This is a genomic window from Marinilabilia salmonicolor JCM 21150 (assembly GCF_000259075.1).
GTDB lineage: Bacteria > Bacteroidota > Bacteroidia > Bacteroidales > Marinilabiliaceae > Marinilabilia > Marinilabilia salmonicolor.
Genome location: NZ_AJKI01000033.1, coordinates 1 through 15,850, shown reverse-complemented (window position 1 = coordinate 15,850; position 15,850 = coordinate 1). Strand labels below are relative to the sequence as shown.

Annotated in this window: 13 protein-coding genes; 11 read left to right on the top strand and 2 right to left on the bottom strand. The window is 39.7% G+C overall.

Annotation, left to right across the window (positions count from 1 at the left end; all coding sequences use genetic code 11):
* Positions 1–43 precede the first annotated feature (43 nt).
* The 11 genes from W7W_RS22355 (at position 44) to W7W_RS0115790 (ending at position 13,994) form a co-directional block, all read left to right on the top strand.
* Positions 44–2,449, top strand: a complete 2,406-nt coding sequence (locus W7W_RS22355; protein ID WP_081485192.1) for a SusC/RagA family TonB-linked outer membrane protein — start codon at positions 44–46, stop codon at positions 2,447–2,449.
* Positions 2,450–2,525: 76 nt separating this feature from the next.
* Positions 2,526–4,124 (top strand): RagB/SusD family nutrient uptake outer membrane protein, encoded by a 1,599-nt coding sequence (locus W7W_RS0115840; RefSeq protein WP_010664675.1) that lies wholly within the window; start codon positions 2,526–2,528, stop codon positions 4,122–4,124.
* Between the two features lie 32 nt (positions 4,125–4,156).
* Positions 4,157–4,960, top strand: a complete 804-nt coding sequence (locus W7W_RS0115835) for a hypothetical protein (RefSeq protein ID WP_010664674.1) — start codon at positions 4,157–4,159, stop codon at positions 4,958–4,960.
* 70 nt (positions 4,961–5,030) lie between these two features.
* On the top strand, positions 5,031–5,972 hold the full coding sequence (locus tag W7W_RS0115830; RefSeq protein ID WP_010664673.1) for an ROK family protein: 942 nt from the start codon (positions 5,031–5,033) through the stop codon (positions 5,970–5,972).
* Positions 5,973–6,074: 102 nt separating this feature from the next.
* Positions 6,075–7,220 (top strand): MFS transporter, encoded by a 1,146-nt coding sequence (locus tag W7W_RS0115825; RefSeq protein WP_010664672.1) that lies wholly within the window; start codon positions 6,075–6,077, stop codon positions 7,218–7,220.
* A gap of 14 nt (positions 7,221–7,234) precedes the next feature.
* Positions 7,235–7,996: a sugar isomerase domain-containing protein gene (locus W7W_RS0115820; RefSeq protein ID WP_010664671.1), complete on the top strand. Its 762-nt coding sequence runs from the start codon at positions 7,235–7,237 to the stop codon at positions 7,994–7,996.
* A gap of 181 nt (positions 7,997–8,177) precedes the next feature.
* Entirely contained in the window at positions 8,178–9,977 is a 1,800-nt protein-coding gene (locus W7W_RS22350; RefSeq protein ID WP_010664669.1) for a glycoside hydrolase family 9 protein, read from the top strand.
* A gap of 57 nt (positions 9,978–10,034) precedes the next feature.
* Positions 10,035–10,409 (top strand): N-acetylglucosamine-6-phosphate deacetylase, encoded by a 375-nt coding sequence (locus W7W_RS0115805; RefSeq protein WP_010664668.1) that lies wholly within the window; start codon positions 10,035–10,037, stop codon positions 10,407–10,409.
* Between the two features lie 24 nt (positions 10,410–10,433).
* A complete protein-coding gene (locus W7W_RS0115800; RefSeq protein ID WP_010664667.1) occupies positions 10,434–11,156 on the top strand; it encodes an amidohydrolase family protein in 723 nt (240 codons plus the stop codon).
* Positions 11,157–11,433: 277 nt separating this feature from the next.
* A complete protein-coding gene (locus tag W7W_RS0115795; RefSeq protein ID WP_010664666.1) occupies positions 11,434–12,618 on the top strand; it encodes a DUF5009 domain-containing protein in 1,185 nt (394 codons plus the stop codon).
* 245 nt (positions 12,619–12,863) lie between these two features.
* Positions 12,864–13,994, top strand: coding sequence for a glycoside hydrolase family 18 protein (locus tag W7W_RS0115790; RefSeq protein WP_010664665.1), 1,131 nt, complete (start codon positions 12,864–12,866; stop codon positions 13,992–13,994).
* A 464-nt stretch (positions 13,995–14,458) separates the two neighbouring features.
* On the opposite strand, the gene W7W_RS22345 is transcribed toward W7W_RS0115790, so the two are convergent.
* Positions 14,459–15,463 carry an IS4 family transposase gene (locus W7W_RS22345; RefSeq protein WP_081485191.1) on the bottom strand — a complete coding sequence of 335 codons (1,005 nt, stop codon included), beginning with the start codon at positions 15,461–15,463 and terminating at the stop codon, positions 14,459–14,461.
* 129 nt (positions 15,464–15,592) lie between these two features.
* Positions 15,593–15,850 (bottom strand): hypothetical protein (locus W7W_RS23920; protein ID WP_010664662.1); only part of this gene is annotated, 258 nt, incomplete at its 5' end.

Below are 15,850 nucleotides of genomic sequence, written 5' to 3'. Positions count from 1 at the left end.
CCAAATTTTTAGACTGTTATTTTATTGATTTTCAATTATTTAACTGTTTTGTCATGTACTAAGACAAAATTTATTCAAAAAAGTTCCTACTCTAAATGCGCAGGAATACGCCACATTAATGAATGAAGCCCGTATGAATGACGGCCTTAAGCCTTATGGTCTTGCCTCTTTGGTCCCGAATTGGGATGAATATGAAAGTGGTGAAAATCAAGGGACTGATTGGTTTGATGAAATATTGGTGAAAGATGCGCCCATTCAAAATCATGCTGTTGGGATTACCGGAGGAACCGAGAGTTCGAATTATTCTTTGGGTTTTTCTTATACTTCACAGGATGGGATTATAGGAAAACCGGTTGCTTCATCATATGACAGATATAATGTAAGAATTAATACTGAACATATCATTCTTGAAAATGATGGTTTTACCATTCTAAAAGTAGGTGAAAATGTTGCTTATAGCTCCATCGAAAAATCAGGAATTGCTACCGGAGGCATGTATGCCAATACCATCAGGAACACGTTATCAACTCATCCATTTTTGCCTGTTTATAGGGAAAACGGGGAGTATCACAATGCCATTTCGTGGGATATAAGGGTTCCAAATCCCATAGGAATGATGGTTTTCACTCAGGGTAATAATATTTCTGAAAGTAACAGGCTTATTGCCAATGGATACCTCGAGTTTCAACCATTAAAGGGTTTAAAGCTCAGAAGTAGTTTTGGGTACGATTTTTCTTCAAGTTCATACAGAAGTTACACGCCTGAATATAATTTAAGTGAACGTCATTTCAAAGATTATAGTTCTACAACACATAGTATGTCCCGTGGAAAAGGATACAATTTTGAGAACACCATTAATTATGTGTTTAAACTCAATAGACACGCCATTGACTTATTAGCAGGTAATACTGTTCAGAAAAGCAATATAGGGCAATCAATTAGCGGGACAAATATCAACAGCATATTTGATGATCTGGAATATGCATATTTGAGTAATTCTACCACTATTGATCCAGCCAGGACAATTCTTGACAGCTACCCATGGGGAGACAATATGCTTTTGTCTTACTTTGGAAGGATCAATTATGATTACAAAGAGAAATATATGGCCACCCTTGTAATAAGGGCCGACGGCTCATCAAAGTTTGCCGACGGTAACCGGTGGGGATTTTTTCCTTCAGTAGCAGCTGGTTGGGTGGCTACAAGTGAGGACTTTATGGCCAGTATCAATGGATGGCTCCCATATTTCAAATTAAGAGCCAGCTGGGGGCAAAATGGAAATCAGAACATTTCGCCATTTCAATACCTGTCAACAATTAGTTTCAGTGGGGCCGATTATTTCGGAATTGAGAAGAAGGAACGTTTAACCGGTGCTTATCCCAGCATATTGCCAAATCCCGATGTAACATGGGAAACATCTGAACAGCTTAATATCGGTTTTGATGCGCGTATTCTGAATAATAACTTTTCTTTAAATTTTGATTGGTACATTAAAACAACAAAAGACTGGCTGGTAGCTGCGCCTACATTGGCAAGTTATGGTACCGGTGCGCCCTATATTAACGGTGGAGATGTTGCAAACAGAGGGTTTGAACTTTCTTTAGGCTGGCGCGACAAAATTGGAGATTTTAATTACTATGCTAATGCAAATGTTGCTCATAACAAAAATGAAGTAACCAGAATTGCCAATTTTGAAAAGATAATACACGGTCCGACCAATGTGCTGGCCGATTTAACAAGTGAAATGTTCAGAGCTGAAGAAGGATATCCAATCGGATATTTCTGGGGATATAAAACAGACGGAATATTTCAGAATGCACAAGAAATTCAATCCTATCTGAACTCCGAAGGTGAATTGATTCAGCCCGATGCCGACCCCGGTGATGTTCGCTTTGTTAACACCAATGATGATAATGTCATTAACGACGCTGATAAAGTGATGATTGGTGATCCTAATCCCGATTATACTTTTGGCATTAATCTGGGGGCAGATTACAAAGGTTTTGACTTTTCCATTTCTGCAAGTGGCGTGGCTGGTAATCAGATCATCAGGTCGTATCGCGATTTTGCAATATTCCCAACGCACAATTTTACGACCGATATTTTTAATCGTTGGCATGGTGAAGGTACTTCCAACAGACTTCCAAAACTGTCTACATCATCTTCAATAAATTCCTCCAATATCTCTGATCTTTATGTTGAGGATGCTGATTATTTGAGAATCACAAATTTGTCGTTTGGTTACGACTTCAAAAATCTGATCCGAACCGATTGTTTTGGAAAATTAAGAGCCTACGTAGCCGTTCAGAATCTATATACTTTTACTAAATATTCAGGTATGGATCCTGAGGTTGGATACGGCGGAGGAACCACTTTCGGCTCCGGCATTGATCTGGGATTTTATCCGAGTCCGAGAACAGTTCTTTTTGGAGTAAATATTGAACTTTAAAGAACGGTTTGGAGAACTGAGTTAACCTCAGACTTTATTTAAAGAATGAATTAAGTGACACATTAAAGCTAGTTCAATGAAAAAGATCATATATATTCTGAGTATAGCACTGATTGTTAGTAGCTGTTCTGACTTTTTGGATACAGAACCTATGACATCTAAAGTAAATACTAACTTTTATCAGACTCCGGAAGACATCAAACAAGCCATGAATGGCATCTATTCATTGTTAAACCCGGGTCTTAATCCGTTTATGCACAGTTTTTTTGTATCAGAGTTGATGTCAGATGACCGGTTTGCGGGTTGTGGTGGCGTTGATGGCAAGATTCATGCGATAGCTGATTTTGAAAATTTTGCAAACGACATGTACCTGCAAACCTGGGAAGATAATTATAAAGGTATTTTCAGGGCAAACATGCTTCTGGGGTCTTTGGACCAGGTGGAAAATTGGGAGTCAGAAGTCCAAAAGAACCGTTATGAAGGAGAAGCCTTGTTTATGAGGGCTTATTACTATTTCGATCTAGCCAGAATGTTCGGCACTGTTCCTCTGGTTTTGGCTACGGAATCACAAAACCTTCCAAAGGCTTCGCCAGAAGAATTGTTTGGTCAGATCGCAAAAGATATGCGTGCCGCTGTAGAAAAAATGCCGGACGATCCTTATTCAGTTTCTGACATTGGTAGAGCAACAAAATGGGTAGCCCAGGGAATGATGGCAAGAGTGTTCCTTTATTATACAGGTGTGTATGGTAAGACATTCATTTCTATTGTTGAAGAGGAAGATATGACAATAGACGAAGTGATAGCAAATGTAGATGATTGTATTGCCCGAAGCGGACATAAACTGGTTGAGGATTTCAGAAACTTGTGGCCTTACGCCTATGCTACGGAAGACTATAGTTACGCTGGCGATAATAATCTATCCTGGGTTGGAGAAGAAGGAGGAAATACCGAAGCCATGTTCTCTATCAGGTTCGGTGCATTGGGGAGCGGCACACACAATACCTTCAATCTTTACTTTGGTGTAAGAATGCAAAATACTTATCCTTTTGGCTATGGTTGGGGGGCTGGCCCTGTCAACCCTCAATTGTGGGATTCATGGAACGATTCAGATCTTCGAAAAGTAGCCTCAATATGCGATGTTAATGCTGAAGATATTGGCTACAATCCGAGCTCAGATCAATATCATGAAACTTATTTGTGGCAAAAAAAATATATGCCCATCAATGTCCGCGTTGATGGAAAGAGAAAAAGTATGTTTACCTATATTTATGAGTCTCCCGATAATAATATGGAATGTAACACTCAGGAGGTGGTTTTGCTTAGACTGGCCGATGTGATGCTTATGGGAGCAGAACTTGGTTCCTCAAAAGCTCAGGAATATATGGATGAGGTCAGAGATAGGGTTAATCTGCCAAGTGTACCACCAACATTGGAAAACATAAAAAAAGAAAGAAGACATGAACTCGCCTTTGAGGGGATTCGGTATTATGATCTTATGCGTTGGGGCGAGTTAAGCAGTGCACTGGGGCAGGTTCAGAACATCCCGGTAGAAACAGAGGGAGAGCCCGATGAATATTCTATTTCATACAGGCCCGAAACCAATGGTTTTCTTCCAATTCCCGAGTCACAAGTGCAATTGTCTGATGGTGTTTTGGAACAAAATGCCGGATGGTAAAATTCCTTGTTATTTAAATTAAAAAACTAATTATGAGAAATATAGCTTTATTTGTATTCTTTTCTTCCATATTCCTGTTCTCCTGTGAACCGGTAGAGGAAAGAGAATCTCTGCCTCAGATGGAAGATGTAGAGGTTGTAGCGCAAAAGATTAATCTGAAAGTTGAAAATACATTTCCCGGTGGAAACACTATTGCATTGTCGGTGGATGACGGATATGTTGTGCATTGGGAAACTGAGGGGATAGATTCTTTTAAGACAAAAGATACGATCCGTTTGAGATCTACCGGCGAAAAGGAGATCGTCTGCAATGTAGCAACCAAAGGTGGTAAAGTTAGTATTTTCAGAACTGTTGAAGTGACCTCCGTTCCTGATTTGGTGCCTGAACCGCTGGCTTTTCTGGTTGATTATTTTGGTGAAGGCCTAACTTGGGTCTATGCTTCCGATTATGAGGATGGAACGCTGCATTGGTATTTGTCTGCACCTTACGATTGGCAGGAATTGTGGTGGGCTCCCCTTGCTGATGGCACTTATCCCGAGGACGAAGGATTGGAAGAGGAATTGTTCTTCAAAAAAGAAGATGACAAATACTATCTCGCGGTCACTTCTTGTCCTGGTGCAGAGTCGGTTACCGGAGAATTTTCCTTTGATAAGGAGCAGATGCTTCTTACATTGGACGGGATTGAAATGCCGGATGGTGATCATGTTTATAAGAATGTTTTTGAAGTGAAGGTTCTTAACGAAAACGAACTGGTATTGTTTCAGGATGAGGCCGGAGCTGCTAAAAACAGCGGATGGGTATGGCGTTTCAAAAGAAAAGGCTATAAGTACAGGTAGTTTTTCGCTACAGCGTTGGTCACTTTTAGGGCCAGCGTTGTATATAATTCTAATTTATTAAACAAATTTTATGGCTGTTATTGGGATTGACTTGGGCGGAACCAAAATCTGCAGTGCATTGTATTCTCAAATTGACGGAATTGTGTTTGAGCATAAAGGGCTGATTGATAGATCCTTAAGTGATGAGGTCTTTGAAAAGATTAGGAGTCAGATTAAACTGTTACTGGAAGAAGGGGGAAAAGCCGGTGAAGAAATTTCTTCTATAGGTATTTCGGTTCCTGGAATTTATAATCACGATAATGGAACGGTTTGGTTACCCAATATTGCGGGATGGGATAATTATCCTTTGTTGGACCGGTTGGAACAAGCATTTGAAGGTATCCGATTTGTCATTGCAAGCGACAGAGAGTGTTACATTCTTGGTGAGGTTTGGAAAGGAAAGGCTAAAGGATGCAAAAATGCCATTTTTATTGCCGTAGGTACGGGCATTGCTGCAGGAATAATGAGCGACGGACAAATACTGCGCGGATCTAAAGGAATTGCCGGAGCAATAGGATGGCTGGCTTTAAATAAACCGTATGATGAAAAATACATTCCTTGTGGTTGCAACGAATATTATGCATCAGGCGAAGGTTTGGTCAGGTATGCTCGTGAAGTAATGACTGAACATCCTGCCTACAAAGGAGTTTTCAGTTCGGAAAAGGAAATCAGCGGAGTCAATCTTATTGAAGCATACTTGCACGACGATCCTGTTGCAAAAGAAGTAATAAATACAGCAATAGAGTATTGGGGAATGACCGTTGCCAATCTTGTCAGTATTTTCAATCCGGAGAAAATTATTTTTGGTGGTGGAGTTTTTAGTGGTAAAGCTTGTCAGTTCTTGGACAGAATTTTTGTGGAGGCCCTGAAATGGGGCCAACCCATAAGCATGAAACAGGTTGAACTACACTGTTCGGAGAATGGAAACTATGCCGGATTATATGGCGCTCTTTCTCTTGCGCTCAACTCATAAAAGAAAAGTATTAACACATGAAACGAGTCCCGATTGCTCCCCGATAAATCGGGGCAGGCAGGGACGACTTCCATTAGGCCTTAAAAAGTAAAATTTATAATAATGAATAAAAAAACCGTCCGATTTATTGCTGCCGGCCTGGTAATGATGCTCTTTGGTATTACTATGGTGGTAGTTGGAACAATAAATAACTATTTAACTGTCAGGTTTGGCGTTGACAAACTCTTTATCGGGTTTTGTGCCTCTGTTTTGGCCGCCGGTATTCTGACAGGGTCCTTTGCTTTTGGGCCGGTAGCCGATCGTTTTGGTTATAAGCCGGTTATGCTGGCTGGGGTATTGCTTGTAATTTTGGGAATTTTGGGGATAACATTTTCCGGATATGTTTTTATTGTCCCATATATGTTCCTTTTGATCGGACTTGGAGGGGGAAGTATCAATGGGGTGACCAACATGTTGGTAGCTGATATTTATCCGGAAAACAACAGTGCATATCTTAGTTTACTGGGAGTATTTTATGGAATTGGCGCTTTAGGCTTTCCGTTACTTACGTCGTTGCTACTGGATCGGGCCATGAGTTATCAGGCTATTTTGTCTGTTGTAGCTTTAATTTTGCTTATTCCGTTTGTTTTGGTTTTGTTTTTAAAATTTCCGGGTGCAAAAAGGACGGAAGCTGTCCCTTTTAAAGAATATTTCCGGTTTTTTACAAAGCCGATTTTGCTTCTTATAGGGATGTTTCTCTTTTTTCAAAGTGCCATTGAAGCCATTATCCCGGTGTGGACACCGACTTATCTAATGGAGGTTGTTGATGTGCCGTATGACAAGGGTTTATATGCTATTACCGTAAGTGCAATTGGTATTACTGTAACACGATTGCTGCTTAGTCAGCTTTTGAAACGTATCCCGGCTATTTATGTGGTGTTTTTCAGTATGGTAATAGTTATATTTGGTGCACTTCTTCTTCAATATAGCAATTCTTTGTTTGCCGGACTCGCTGCCACTGCAGTTATGGGGGTTGGAATAGCTTCTTCTTTTCCTGTAATGTTGGGATACACTGCCAGTGCCTTTCCTGAAAATTCCGGCACTGCATTCAGCATTGTTATGGGAATTGCATTGATAGGAAATATGATATTAAGTTCATTTGTCGGATTTATGCTGGATATGTTTGGCATTGGTCAGCTTAATCTGTTATTGATTTCATTTGTCATAATTATGATAGGAATTTTGAGTACCGTTAAATATAAACTTTAAAAAACTTAGAGATCATGTTAGCAAAACAATGGTTAGATAATGCTCATGGCATTATGAACAAAATTGAAGAAACCCAATTTGAAAACATTAAAAAGGCCGCTGAGATTATGGCCGATTCAATTGAAAAAGAACGTTGGGTACATACTTTTGGTTGTGGTCATGCAACTCTTCCCATTCAGGATATGTATCCTCGAATTGGCGGTTTTGTTGGCTTTCATCCAATGCTTGAGCTTCCTCTTACCTTTTTTACCAATATTACAAAAGGAATGAGTGTGCAGAATTTTGTATTCCTTGAGAGGGTTGAGGGCTATGGAGCCGAAATTATGAAGGGATACAGATTTCATAAAGATGATTGTTTCTGGCTTTTTTCACATACAGGAATCAATGCTGTAAATATAGATATAGCATTGAAAGTAAAAGAGATGGGTAATAAATTGATCGTTTTTGGTTCTGCTGCCGAAGCTAAAGGTAAGGAAACCAGGCATTCGTCGGGTAAAACTCTTTTTGACCTTGCCGACGTTGTTGTAGATACCTGTGTTCCCATTCAGGATGCTTCTGTTTCTTTGAAGAACCATTTCGATAAAATTGGGCCTGTTTCTACAATGGCATTTGTTACTGCTGTTTGGATGACGGTTATCACTACTGCCGAGATTCTTGCCGACAGGGGCGTGAAGCTCTACATTCATCCATCTCATAATGTTCCGGGAGATACTACTGCTAAAGATCGGCTTGAGGAGTGTCTTAAGGTATACAAGGATAGGGTAGAAGGCGTTTAACAAGCGATCGGATGACTATGTTTAAGAGGTTGTTCGGTGGGGATTAGACTGATTAAAATAACTCTTTCAGAATTACATAATCGGACGACCTCTTTGCAAAAAAAACGTAAATAGAACTTGTCAACTTTGATTTTCCATGTTTTGTGAAATTCATTCAATAATTTGAACAAAATTTGCATCTATGAAAAAAATATTTTTTATATCTCTGATTGCAGGAATAGTTTCCTGTACTTCAGGGTACGATAACAGCTGGATACGCATAAACCAGTTGGGGTATATGCCGGGAACTCCCAAGATCGCCGTTATGGTCAGTAAGGAGAATGTCAGTGTGTCTGAATTTGCCATTTACAGTGCTGTAGATGATCAGGAGGTGTTTCGTTCAGAAGAAATTGCAGAATTTGATGAATGGGGAGCATTTAAAAAGGGGTTCAGACTTGATTTCACTCAGTTCACGGATAAAGGTGAGTTTTATGTGAAAGTGAAAAATGTGAAGTCTCCCGTATTCAGGATTGATAACGATGTCTATGCCAACACTGCTGATTTTATTCTTAACTATATGCGTCAGCAAAGATGTGGGTATAACACCTTTTACAACAGCACCTGCCATCAGAACGATGGATTCATTATTTTTCATCCAGACGCAGAGAAAGACTCTACTTATATTGATGTTAGAGGTGGCTGGCACGATGCTTCAGATTACCTTCAGTATGTGACAACTTCTGCCAATGCTGTTTATCAGATGCTTTTTGCCTACAGAGAGAATCCTTCCATTTTTGGTGATGAGTATGATGCAATGGGAAATCCCGAAAGCAACGGAATACCGGATATTCTGGATGAAGCCAAATGGGGACTCGACTGGCTGGATCGTATGAATCCCTCTTACGGTGAAATGTACAACCAGCTGGCCGATGACAGAGATCATATCGGCTACAAACTTCCGGCCAACGACACAGCAGACTATGGAAGAGGAAAAGGAGGTGCCAGACCTGCATATTTTTGTACGGGTGAACCTCAGGGATCAGAAAAATATAAGAACAGGGCTACAGGAATTGCCTCAACTGCCGGCAAGTATGCTTCTGCCTTTGCATTAGGAGGCATTTTATTAGAAGAATATTATCCTGAGTTTTCAGAGAATATTAAAGCAAAGGCCATCGATGCATACAAATGGGGAAAGCTAAACCCCGGTGTCTGTCAAACTGCGCCACATGTGGCCGCTTATTTTTATGAAGAGGACAACTGGGTTGATGACATGGAACTTGCAGCAGCCCAGGTTTATGAACTTACCCAAAAACAAAGTTATCTGACGGATGCAGTGGAATACGGGATACAGGAGCCTGTTACCCCCTGGATGGGAGCCGATACAGCGAGACACTATCAATGGTATCCGTTTTTTAACCTGGGACATTCATTATTGGCCTACAAGTATGAGAATGCTGACCAGAATACTTTCTCAAACTATTTTGAAGAGGGCATAAAGAACGTTTTTGAAAAGGGAAAGGATAACCCGTTTTTTATCGGTGTTCCGTTCATCTGGTGTTCCAATAACCTTGTGACAGCCATTGCTACCCAGTGTCATATATATCGTACATCCACAGGGGACAACACTTATTACGAAATGGAACAGTCGTTGATCGATTGGTTGTTTGGTTGTAATCCTTGGGGAACCAGTATGATTGTGGGGTTACCTGAAGACGGTGACTTTCCTTCAGATGTTCATTCAGCTGCGGTTACATTGTTAGACAGACAACCAATTGGCGGTCTGGTCGATGGGCCCATTTACGGTTCTATTTTTGGAAAACACATAGGCGTGCATCTGTCAAAGGAAATAGATGTCTATGAGCAGTTTCAATCCAAACTAGTGGTCTATCACGATGACAATGCTGATTATTCCTCTAATGAACCAACAATGGATGGAACAGCCTCTTTGTCGTATATTTTATCTTCGTTGGAAAAGGAAGGGAGAGAAGCAGGGAAGGATTAATACCTTCTGTACAGTGGGCAAAGTGCGTTGGTAAATGTGTTTTTCAAAACAAAGAACATGGATAATTACAAAATTATTAACGGTATAATCGTACAACCACAGGAGGTGTTGTATGATTATACCATGGTTGTGAAGAATAGAACCATTGTTGATATTACTAAAGAACCTAATCAGTACAGGGAACTGGAAACCATCGATGCCGGTGGAAATTATGTTTCTCCGGGTTTTGTTGAATTGCATTTTCATGGATGCAGTCATTATGGCTTCGATCAACCAGAGCCGTTGGACATGAAAGAAGTGGTCACTTTTTTGAAGAAAAGAGGAATCAATACCTTTGTGCCAACATTTCAGTGTAACAGGGAAGTCATCAGAAGCTTTGTCGGTGCGATTCATAACATGCCCGAACTTCGCAGATCGATTCCGGGCATATAAATCGAAGGACCTTTTATCAATGAAGTGAAGAAAGGTGGAATTAGTGCAGATTACATCTCAGTTCCTGACACAAAACTCCTCAACGATATTGTTAAAGAATGCAAAGGCTGGTTAAAGTTAATGACCGTAGCTCCTGAATTAAAAGGGAGCGATACCATTATCAATGAACTTCCAAATTATGGAATTATTCCTTGTCTTGGTCATTCAAATGCCGAACTTTCTGATGTTTCGATCCCTGAAGGGGAAAAAGTTAGTATGACACATCTGTTTAACGCAATGTCTCCGGTAACGCATAAGAAAAGCGGACTGGGGATGTTGCCTTTTCTGAACAAAGATGTGTTCTTCGAACTCAATGGTGACGGTATTCATGTTAGTGATGAGGCTGTTTTGATGTGCTACAAAAATTTAAACAAAGAGAAACTCATCCTCGTCTCTGATGCGGTTATTTCATCAGGACTGGAATATGGAGAATATGAATCTTACGGACGATCGGTAACCTCGAACGAAAAAGGGGTTCGATACAAGGAAGATAATGTGTTGATGGGCTCTAATTTGCTAATAAATAACATTGTAAAGCGATTTATTAAGCTGACTGGCGCTTCCTTGTCTGAAGCTGTACAATTTGCCTCTCTGAACCCCTCAGTGTTGCTTGGGATAGATTCCAAAAGAGGAAGTCTTGAGACTGGAAAAGAAGCCGACATCATATTGTTGGATCAGGAATATAATGTTGTTGCAAATTTGTTTTAATCGGGTTAAAATTTTTACATTTTTTTGTGCGACGGCATTTTTTAGCATCGCTGAATTTTGGTACGTTAGGCAGTGACACAAACGAGTTTGATCACTGCGCTCCCTTAACGCAAAATTTTTTACTTTTTTTGTCGGTCACCAGTGATTTCTTTTCGACAGTCAGTTAAACTTTTGGAAGAGAATTAGAATCAATTATCTGAATTTTAAGATTTGTTCAAATTTTCATAACTATTGGATACATTATACATTATGTATCTAATTATCTGTTGCATTTTATATGGAGAATAAAACAGGGACTCATAGAATAAAGTCCATCGATATTTTGAGAGCCATAACCGTTGCTCTCATGGTTTTTGTGAACGATCTACCCGGAATTCGGGATATACCACAATGGCTCGGGCATGCCAGCGCTGGCCATGATGGTATGTTTCTGGCTGATATTGTTTTTCCCTTGTTTCTGTTCTGGGTTGGCATGTCAATTCCTCTTGCTGTTGATGGGCGGCAAAAGAAGGGAGACAGCGACCTAACCATTGTCAGGCATATCCTTAAGCGTACTTTCAGCCTGGTTTTTATTGGGGTTTTAATGGTCAATACAAGCCGGATGAGTGTTGAAGTAACTGGTATTGATCGAAATCTGTGGGCATTATGTATGTACGCCGGGGTAATTTTGTCGTGGAGAGTTTATGGTCGGGAGAAAACGAAAGCCGGCAAAAAACTTGGTGTTATCTTTCACTATGTAGGAATCGGGTTACTTGTTTTTGTTTTATTTGTATTCAGAGACAAAGACGGCGCATGGTTATTGCCTCAATGGTGGGGGATTTTGGGAATCATCGGATGGGCATATCTTGTAGCTGCAATTGCTTATGTTTTTCTGGAAAAGCATTTAGTTAAATTACTTATTGTGTTTGCAGGATTGCTTTTGTATCATATTACCTATACGCAATCTGCCTATTTGCAGGAATATACCGGTTGGCTTGCGCTTGAATCTTATGGGGCTCATGCGTCTCTTTCTTTTGCCGGAATGCTGGCATCGTTGGTGATGAAAAAGATCAGACTTCAGACTTTCAGGCTATATTCTGTATGGGGAATTGCCGGACTGATTTTTCTAATAGCAGGGTTTGTATTGCGGCCGTTATGGGGCATTAGCAAACTTGCAGCAACTCCCTCGTTTGTTTATCTCTCTCTTGCTGTAGGATTAGGTTTATTAATGTTGGTTTGGTATCCCACTGAAATAAAAAAAAAGCATGGCTGGGCGAATGTGTTTTACCCAGCAGGAACACAGACTTTTCTGGCCTACCTGCTTCCGAGTGTATACTATCACGCCATATTCTATGCTGGAATAAGTCTGCCCGGCTGGATGACTTATTCTTGGGTGGGGATACTTAAATCCATCGTGTTTACGTTTTTAATTATTCAACTTACAGGTATTCTTGCCCGGTTTGGAGTTAAATTAAAACTGTGATATGAGATTTCGTTGATGGCGGTGGTCCATGTGCATGTTATCAATGAGTTACATTAGGGCTTAATAATCAAATTTTCTACGAGCATGGGGCTTTGATTTCTCCTTCGGCTTTGCCGCTTTGTTTACAAAGAAAACTGCCACAACTTGTTCCAGTCAGCCCCGATGTTACGGGGATATTTCGGGAAAAGGGCATGTATAAAGAAATTGCGAGTCCCATCCGACCTTAATAAATAAATTTTATACAGATGAAAAAAAATTTTTTTCTTTTAATGATTGGAATAGCCATAAGCGCTTGTTCTTCATCAGAAAAAACTTTGGATTCATCTTCTGAATCACAAACCAAAGCCGTCATTTCTTATGTATTTCCCGGGAACAGAGTGATTGAAAGCAATGAGATAGCCGCCGGCAAACTCACACATGTCAATTATGCTTTTGCAAATATTCAGGATGGGGAGATGGTTGAAGGATGCGAGGCTGATTCAGCAAATTTTGTGGTTTTAAATCGGCTTAAAAAGGACAATCCATTGTTGAAGATATTAGTTTCGGTAGGTGGCTGGGGTTGGTCCGGCGGATTTTCTGACATGGCATTGACAAAAGAAAGCAGGGCCCGCTTCATTCAAAGTGCTTTGGAGTTTATTGAAAAACATTGTTTGGATGGTCTTGATATTGACTGGGAATATCCGGGACTACCGGGGGCAGGAAATCCGAACCGGGCTGAAGACAAAGAGAACTTTACTCTGTTGTTGAAAGAATGCCGGAGCGCTCTTGATGCAATGGCTGAATCAAAGCACTATTTATTGACCATTGCAGCCGCTGCTTCTTCAGCTTTTATTGAAAAAAACGATATGGGGGAGGCTTCACAATATCTGGACATGGTTAATCTTATGACTTATGATTTTGCCGGGGAATGGGATGACGTTGCCCGCCATCATGCCAATCTTTTCCCGTCTGATTATTATGAATGGGGTAATTCTGTATCGGAGACAGTATCACGATATATTGAAGAAGGCGTACCTGCAGAGAAATTGGTTATTGGAGTTCCATTTTATGGTAGAGGATGGAGGAATATTGCTCCCGTCAATGATGGCATAGATCAATCAGGTGATGGACTGTCTAACGTCAATCTTTCCTATCGGAGGTTGAGGCGAAATTATTTGAGCAATTCTGCTTACAAGTATGGGTGGGACCATTCTGCAAAGGCTCCTTATTTGTTTAATGAAGAAGATGGAGTTTTTATCACTTATGAAAATTCGCAGTCATTGCAATTGAAGTGTGATTTTGTCAAAGAGAATAATCTGAAAGGTGTGATGTTTTGGGAATATTTTGGGGATTATGAAGAAGAGTTGTTGTCTGCCATTAGTGGTGAGATGATTTAGTGAAGAAAAAAAATCCTAAATCAAAGAATTGAGCGTTTTTTTTATGCTATCCTGGCAAAATTGGTTTTCAGTAAGTGAACAATATGGCATATACGATGCTTGCTGTGGCTTCAGGTAGTGCAGAAGTGCGCAGAAAAAGTGGTTGTCCCCGATGAAATTGGTTGTTGCTGTTGGTTCGGTGTTCATGGATTTATTCATCCCGAAGAGAATGCTTCAACTCATAAATCTTTGGAAAATCAATTGGCCTATGTTGTAGAGAATGCGCCTGGTGTCAGCCGCTCCTGCGATATTGGTTTGTCATTTCATAGCCTGGTTTCTCATAGGTCGATTGTCTGTGTGGTGGATGAGGCTACTCGCAATAATTGTAAATAAAAAAACTAAGTACATGACAAAACTTTTACACAATCATTAAACTCCTTGACATTTAAGGTATTCATTATCGCATGGGCAATTCTAACAAGACCTTATTTAAAGAAACTATAGGCTCTTCTTCCATGCTTTTTGACTTTGATAGGGCTTATATTTTCGTGTTTATCAATGCCTGCTAAATAAGCCCAGACAAATGCAATTGCTACAACAGCTATCAATGTTGTAAGTCTGTCCAAATTGTTTAAATGTGTGTCTTCCAAATTGAACCCGCTTGATTTCATTGCTTTAAACATGGTTTCAATTTGCCATCTTTCCTTATAGTCAATAAGTGCCTGGTCTTGCTTATTTAATGAAGCAATAATAACAAATTCAACTTTTCCGGTTGCTGGATTAAACGTTTTTATTCCAGATAAATAAACAAGATTCTTTCCCAAATAAACAAGACCTTCAATATGATAGTATTGACCTGTTCTTAAATGATTAAACAACCCAAAAGCCCTTTTTGTCCCTTTGCGAGGAATCTTAACTTTCATATTCTCCTTAATACGAATAAAAAATGGCACTTTATGTCTGATGAGTTCTTCAAACCAGGGTTCTCCAATAAATTCTCTATCACCTAAAAAGCTCGATATAGTGGTGACACCAAAGAGTTTAATATACTCATTGAGCAGCTCCTTTCGCTCTTCTGCATTGGAATTACCTCTTTTAGGAAGCATTTTCCATAGAAGTGGCATTGCAACGCCTTTGTGACAAACACTTAGCATCAATATGTTGATGTCTGTTTTGCCAAATTTCCAATTGGTTCTGTCCAGACTCAACTTATAGGGCGGCTTATGGGGCAATAACGAAAATATCAACCTGGCCAGTAAATAACGGTCAATAACAAACTCGGCAAAAAACCGTTGAATCCGCCGATGATTTGATTCATATTTAGTCTGACCTTCAAATCCTTGTGCCAGTTTCACGAAAGAAATTGTTTGCAATTTACACATTGCGCATGTTGTTGATACAGCGCATTTTACGCGAGCTTTATGCCATCCGGTAACAGTTTTAAATGAGTCAATTAAATCGCTATATTTGTTATCTACCTTGATATTCATGTATAGTACATCAGACGTGAGAAACCCTTTGTAGTATACTGAATATCAGGCTTTAAGCAAATACTTTCCCTGCTTATTTTGTTGGTTTTCAATTATTTAACTGTTTTGTCATGTACTAAGATAAAAAAATTAAAAACCATTTCGGTTGTTTGTGGCTAATTTCCGGAGAGTCCGTTGCTTCTTGGTTAGTGCGGGCTTTTTTTTCTTCCTGTTTTTTTCTCTTGAAAAATCATAAGCTATCAGGTGCTTTGGGAGAGGTCTGTGCTTTGATGGTTGATTATTTTCTTGTAAAAAAGTATTAAAAAAACTTGTTAATAAAAAATTTAATAAATAGATTTGCAGAAAGAAAATAAAAATAAAAAGTATTTCTGTTTTTTTTTTTTTTTT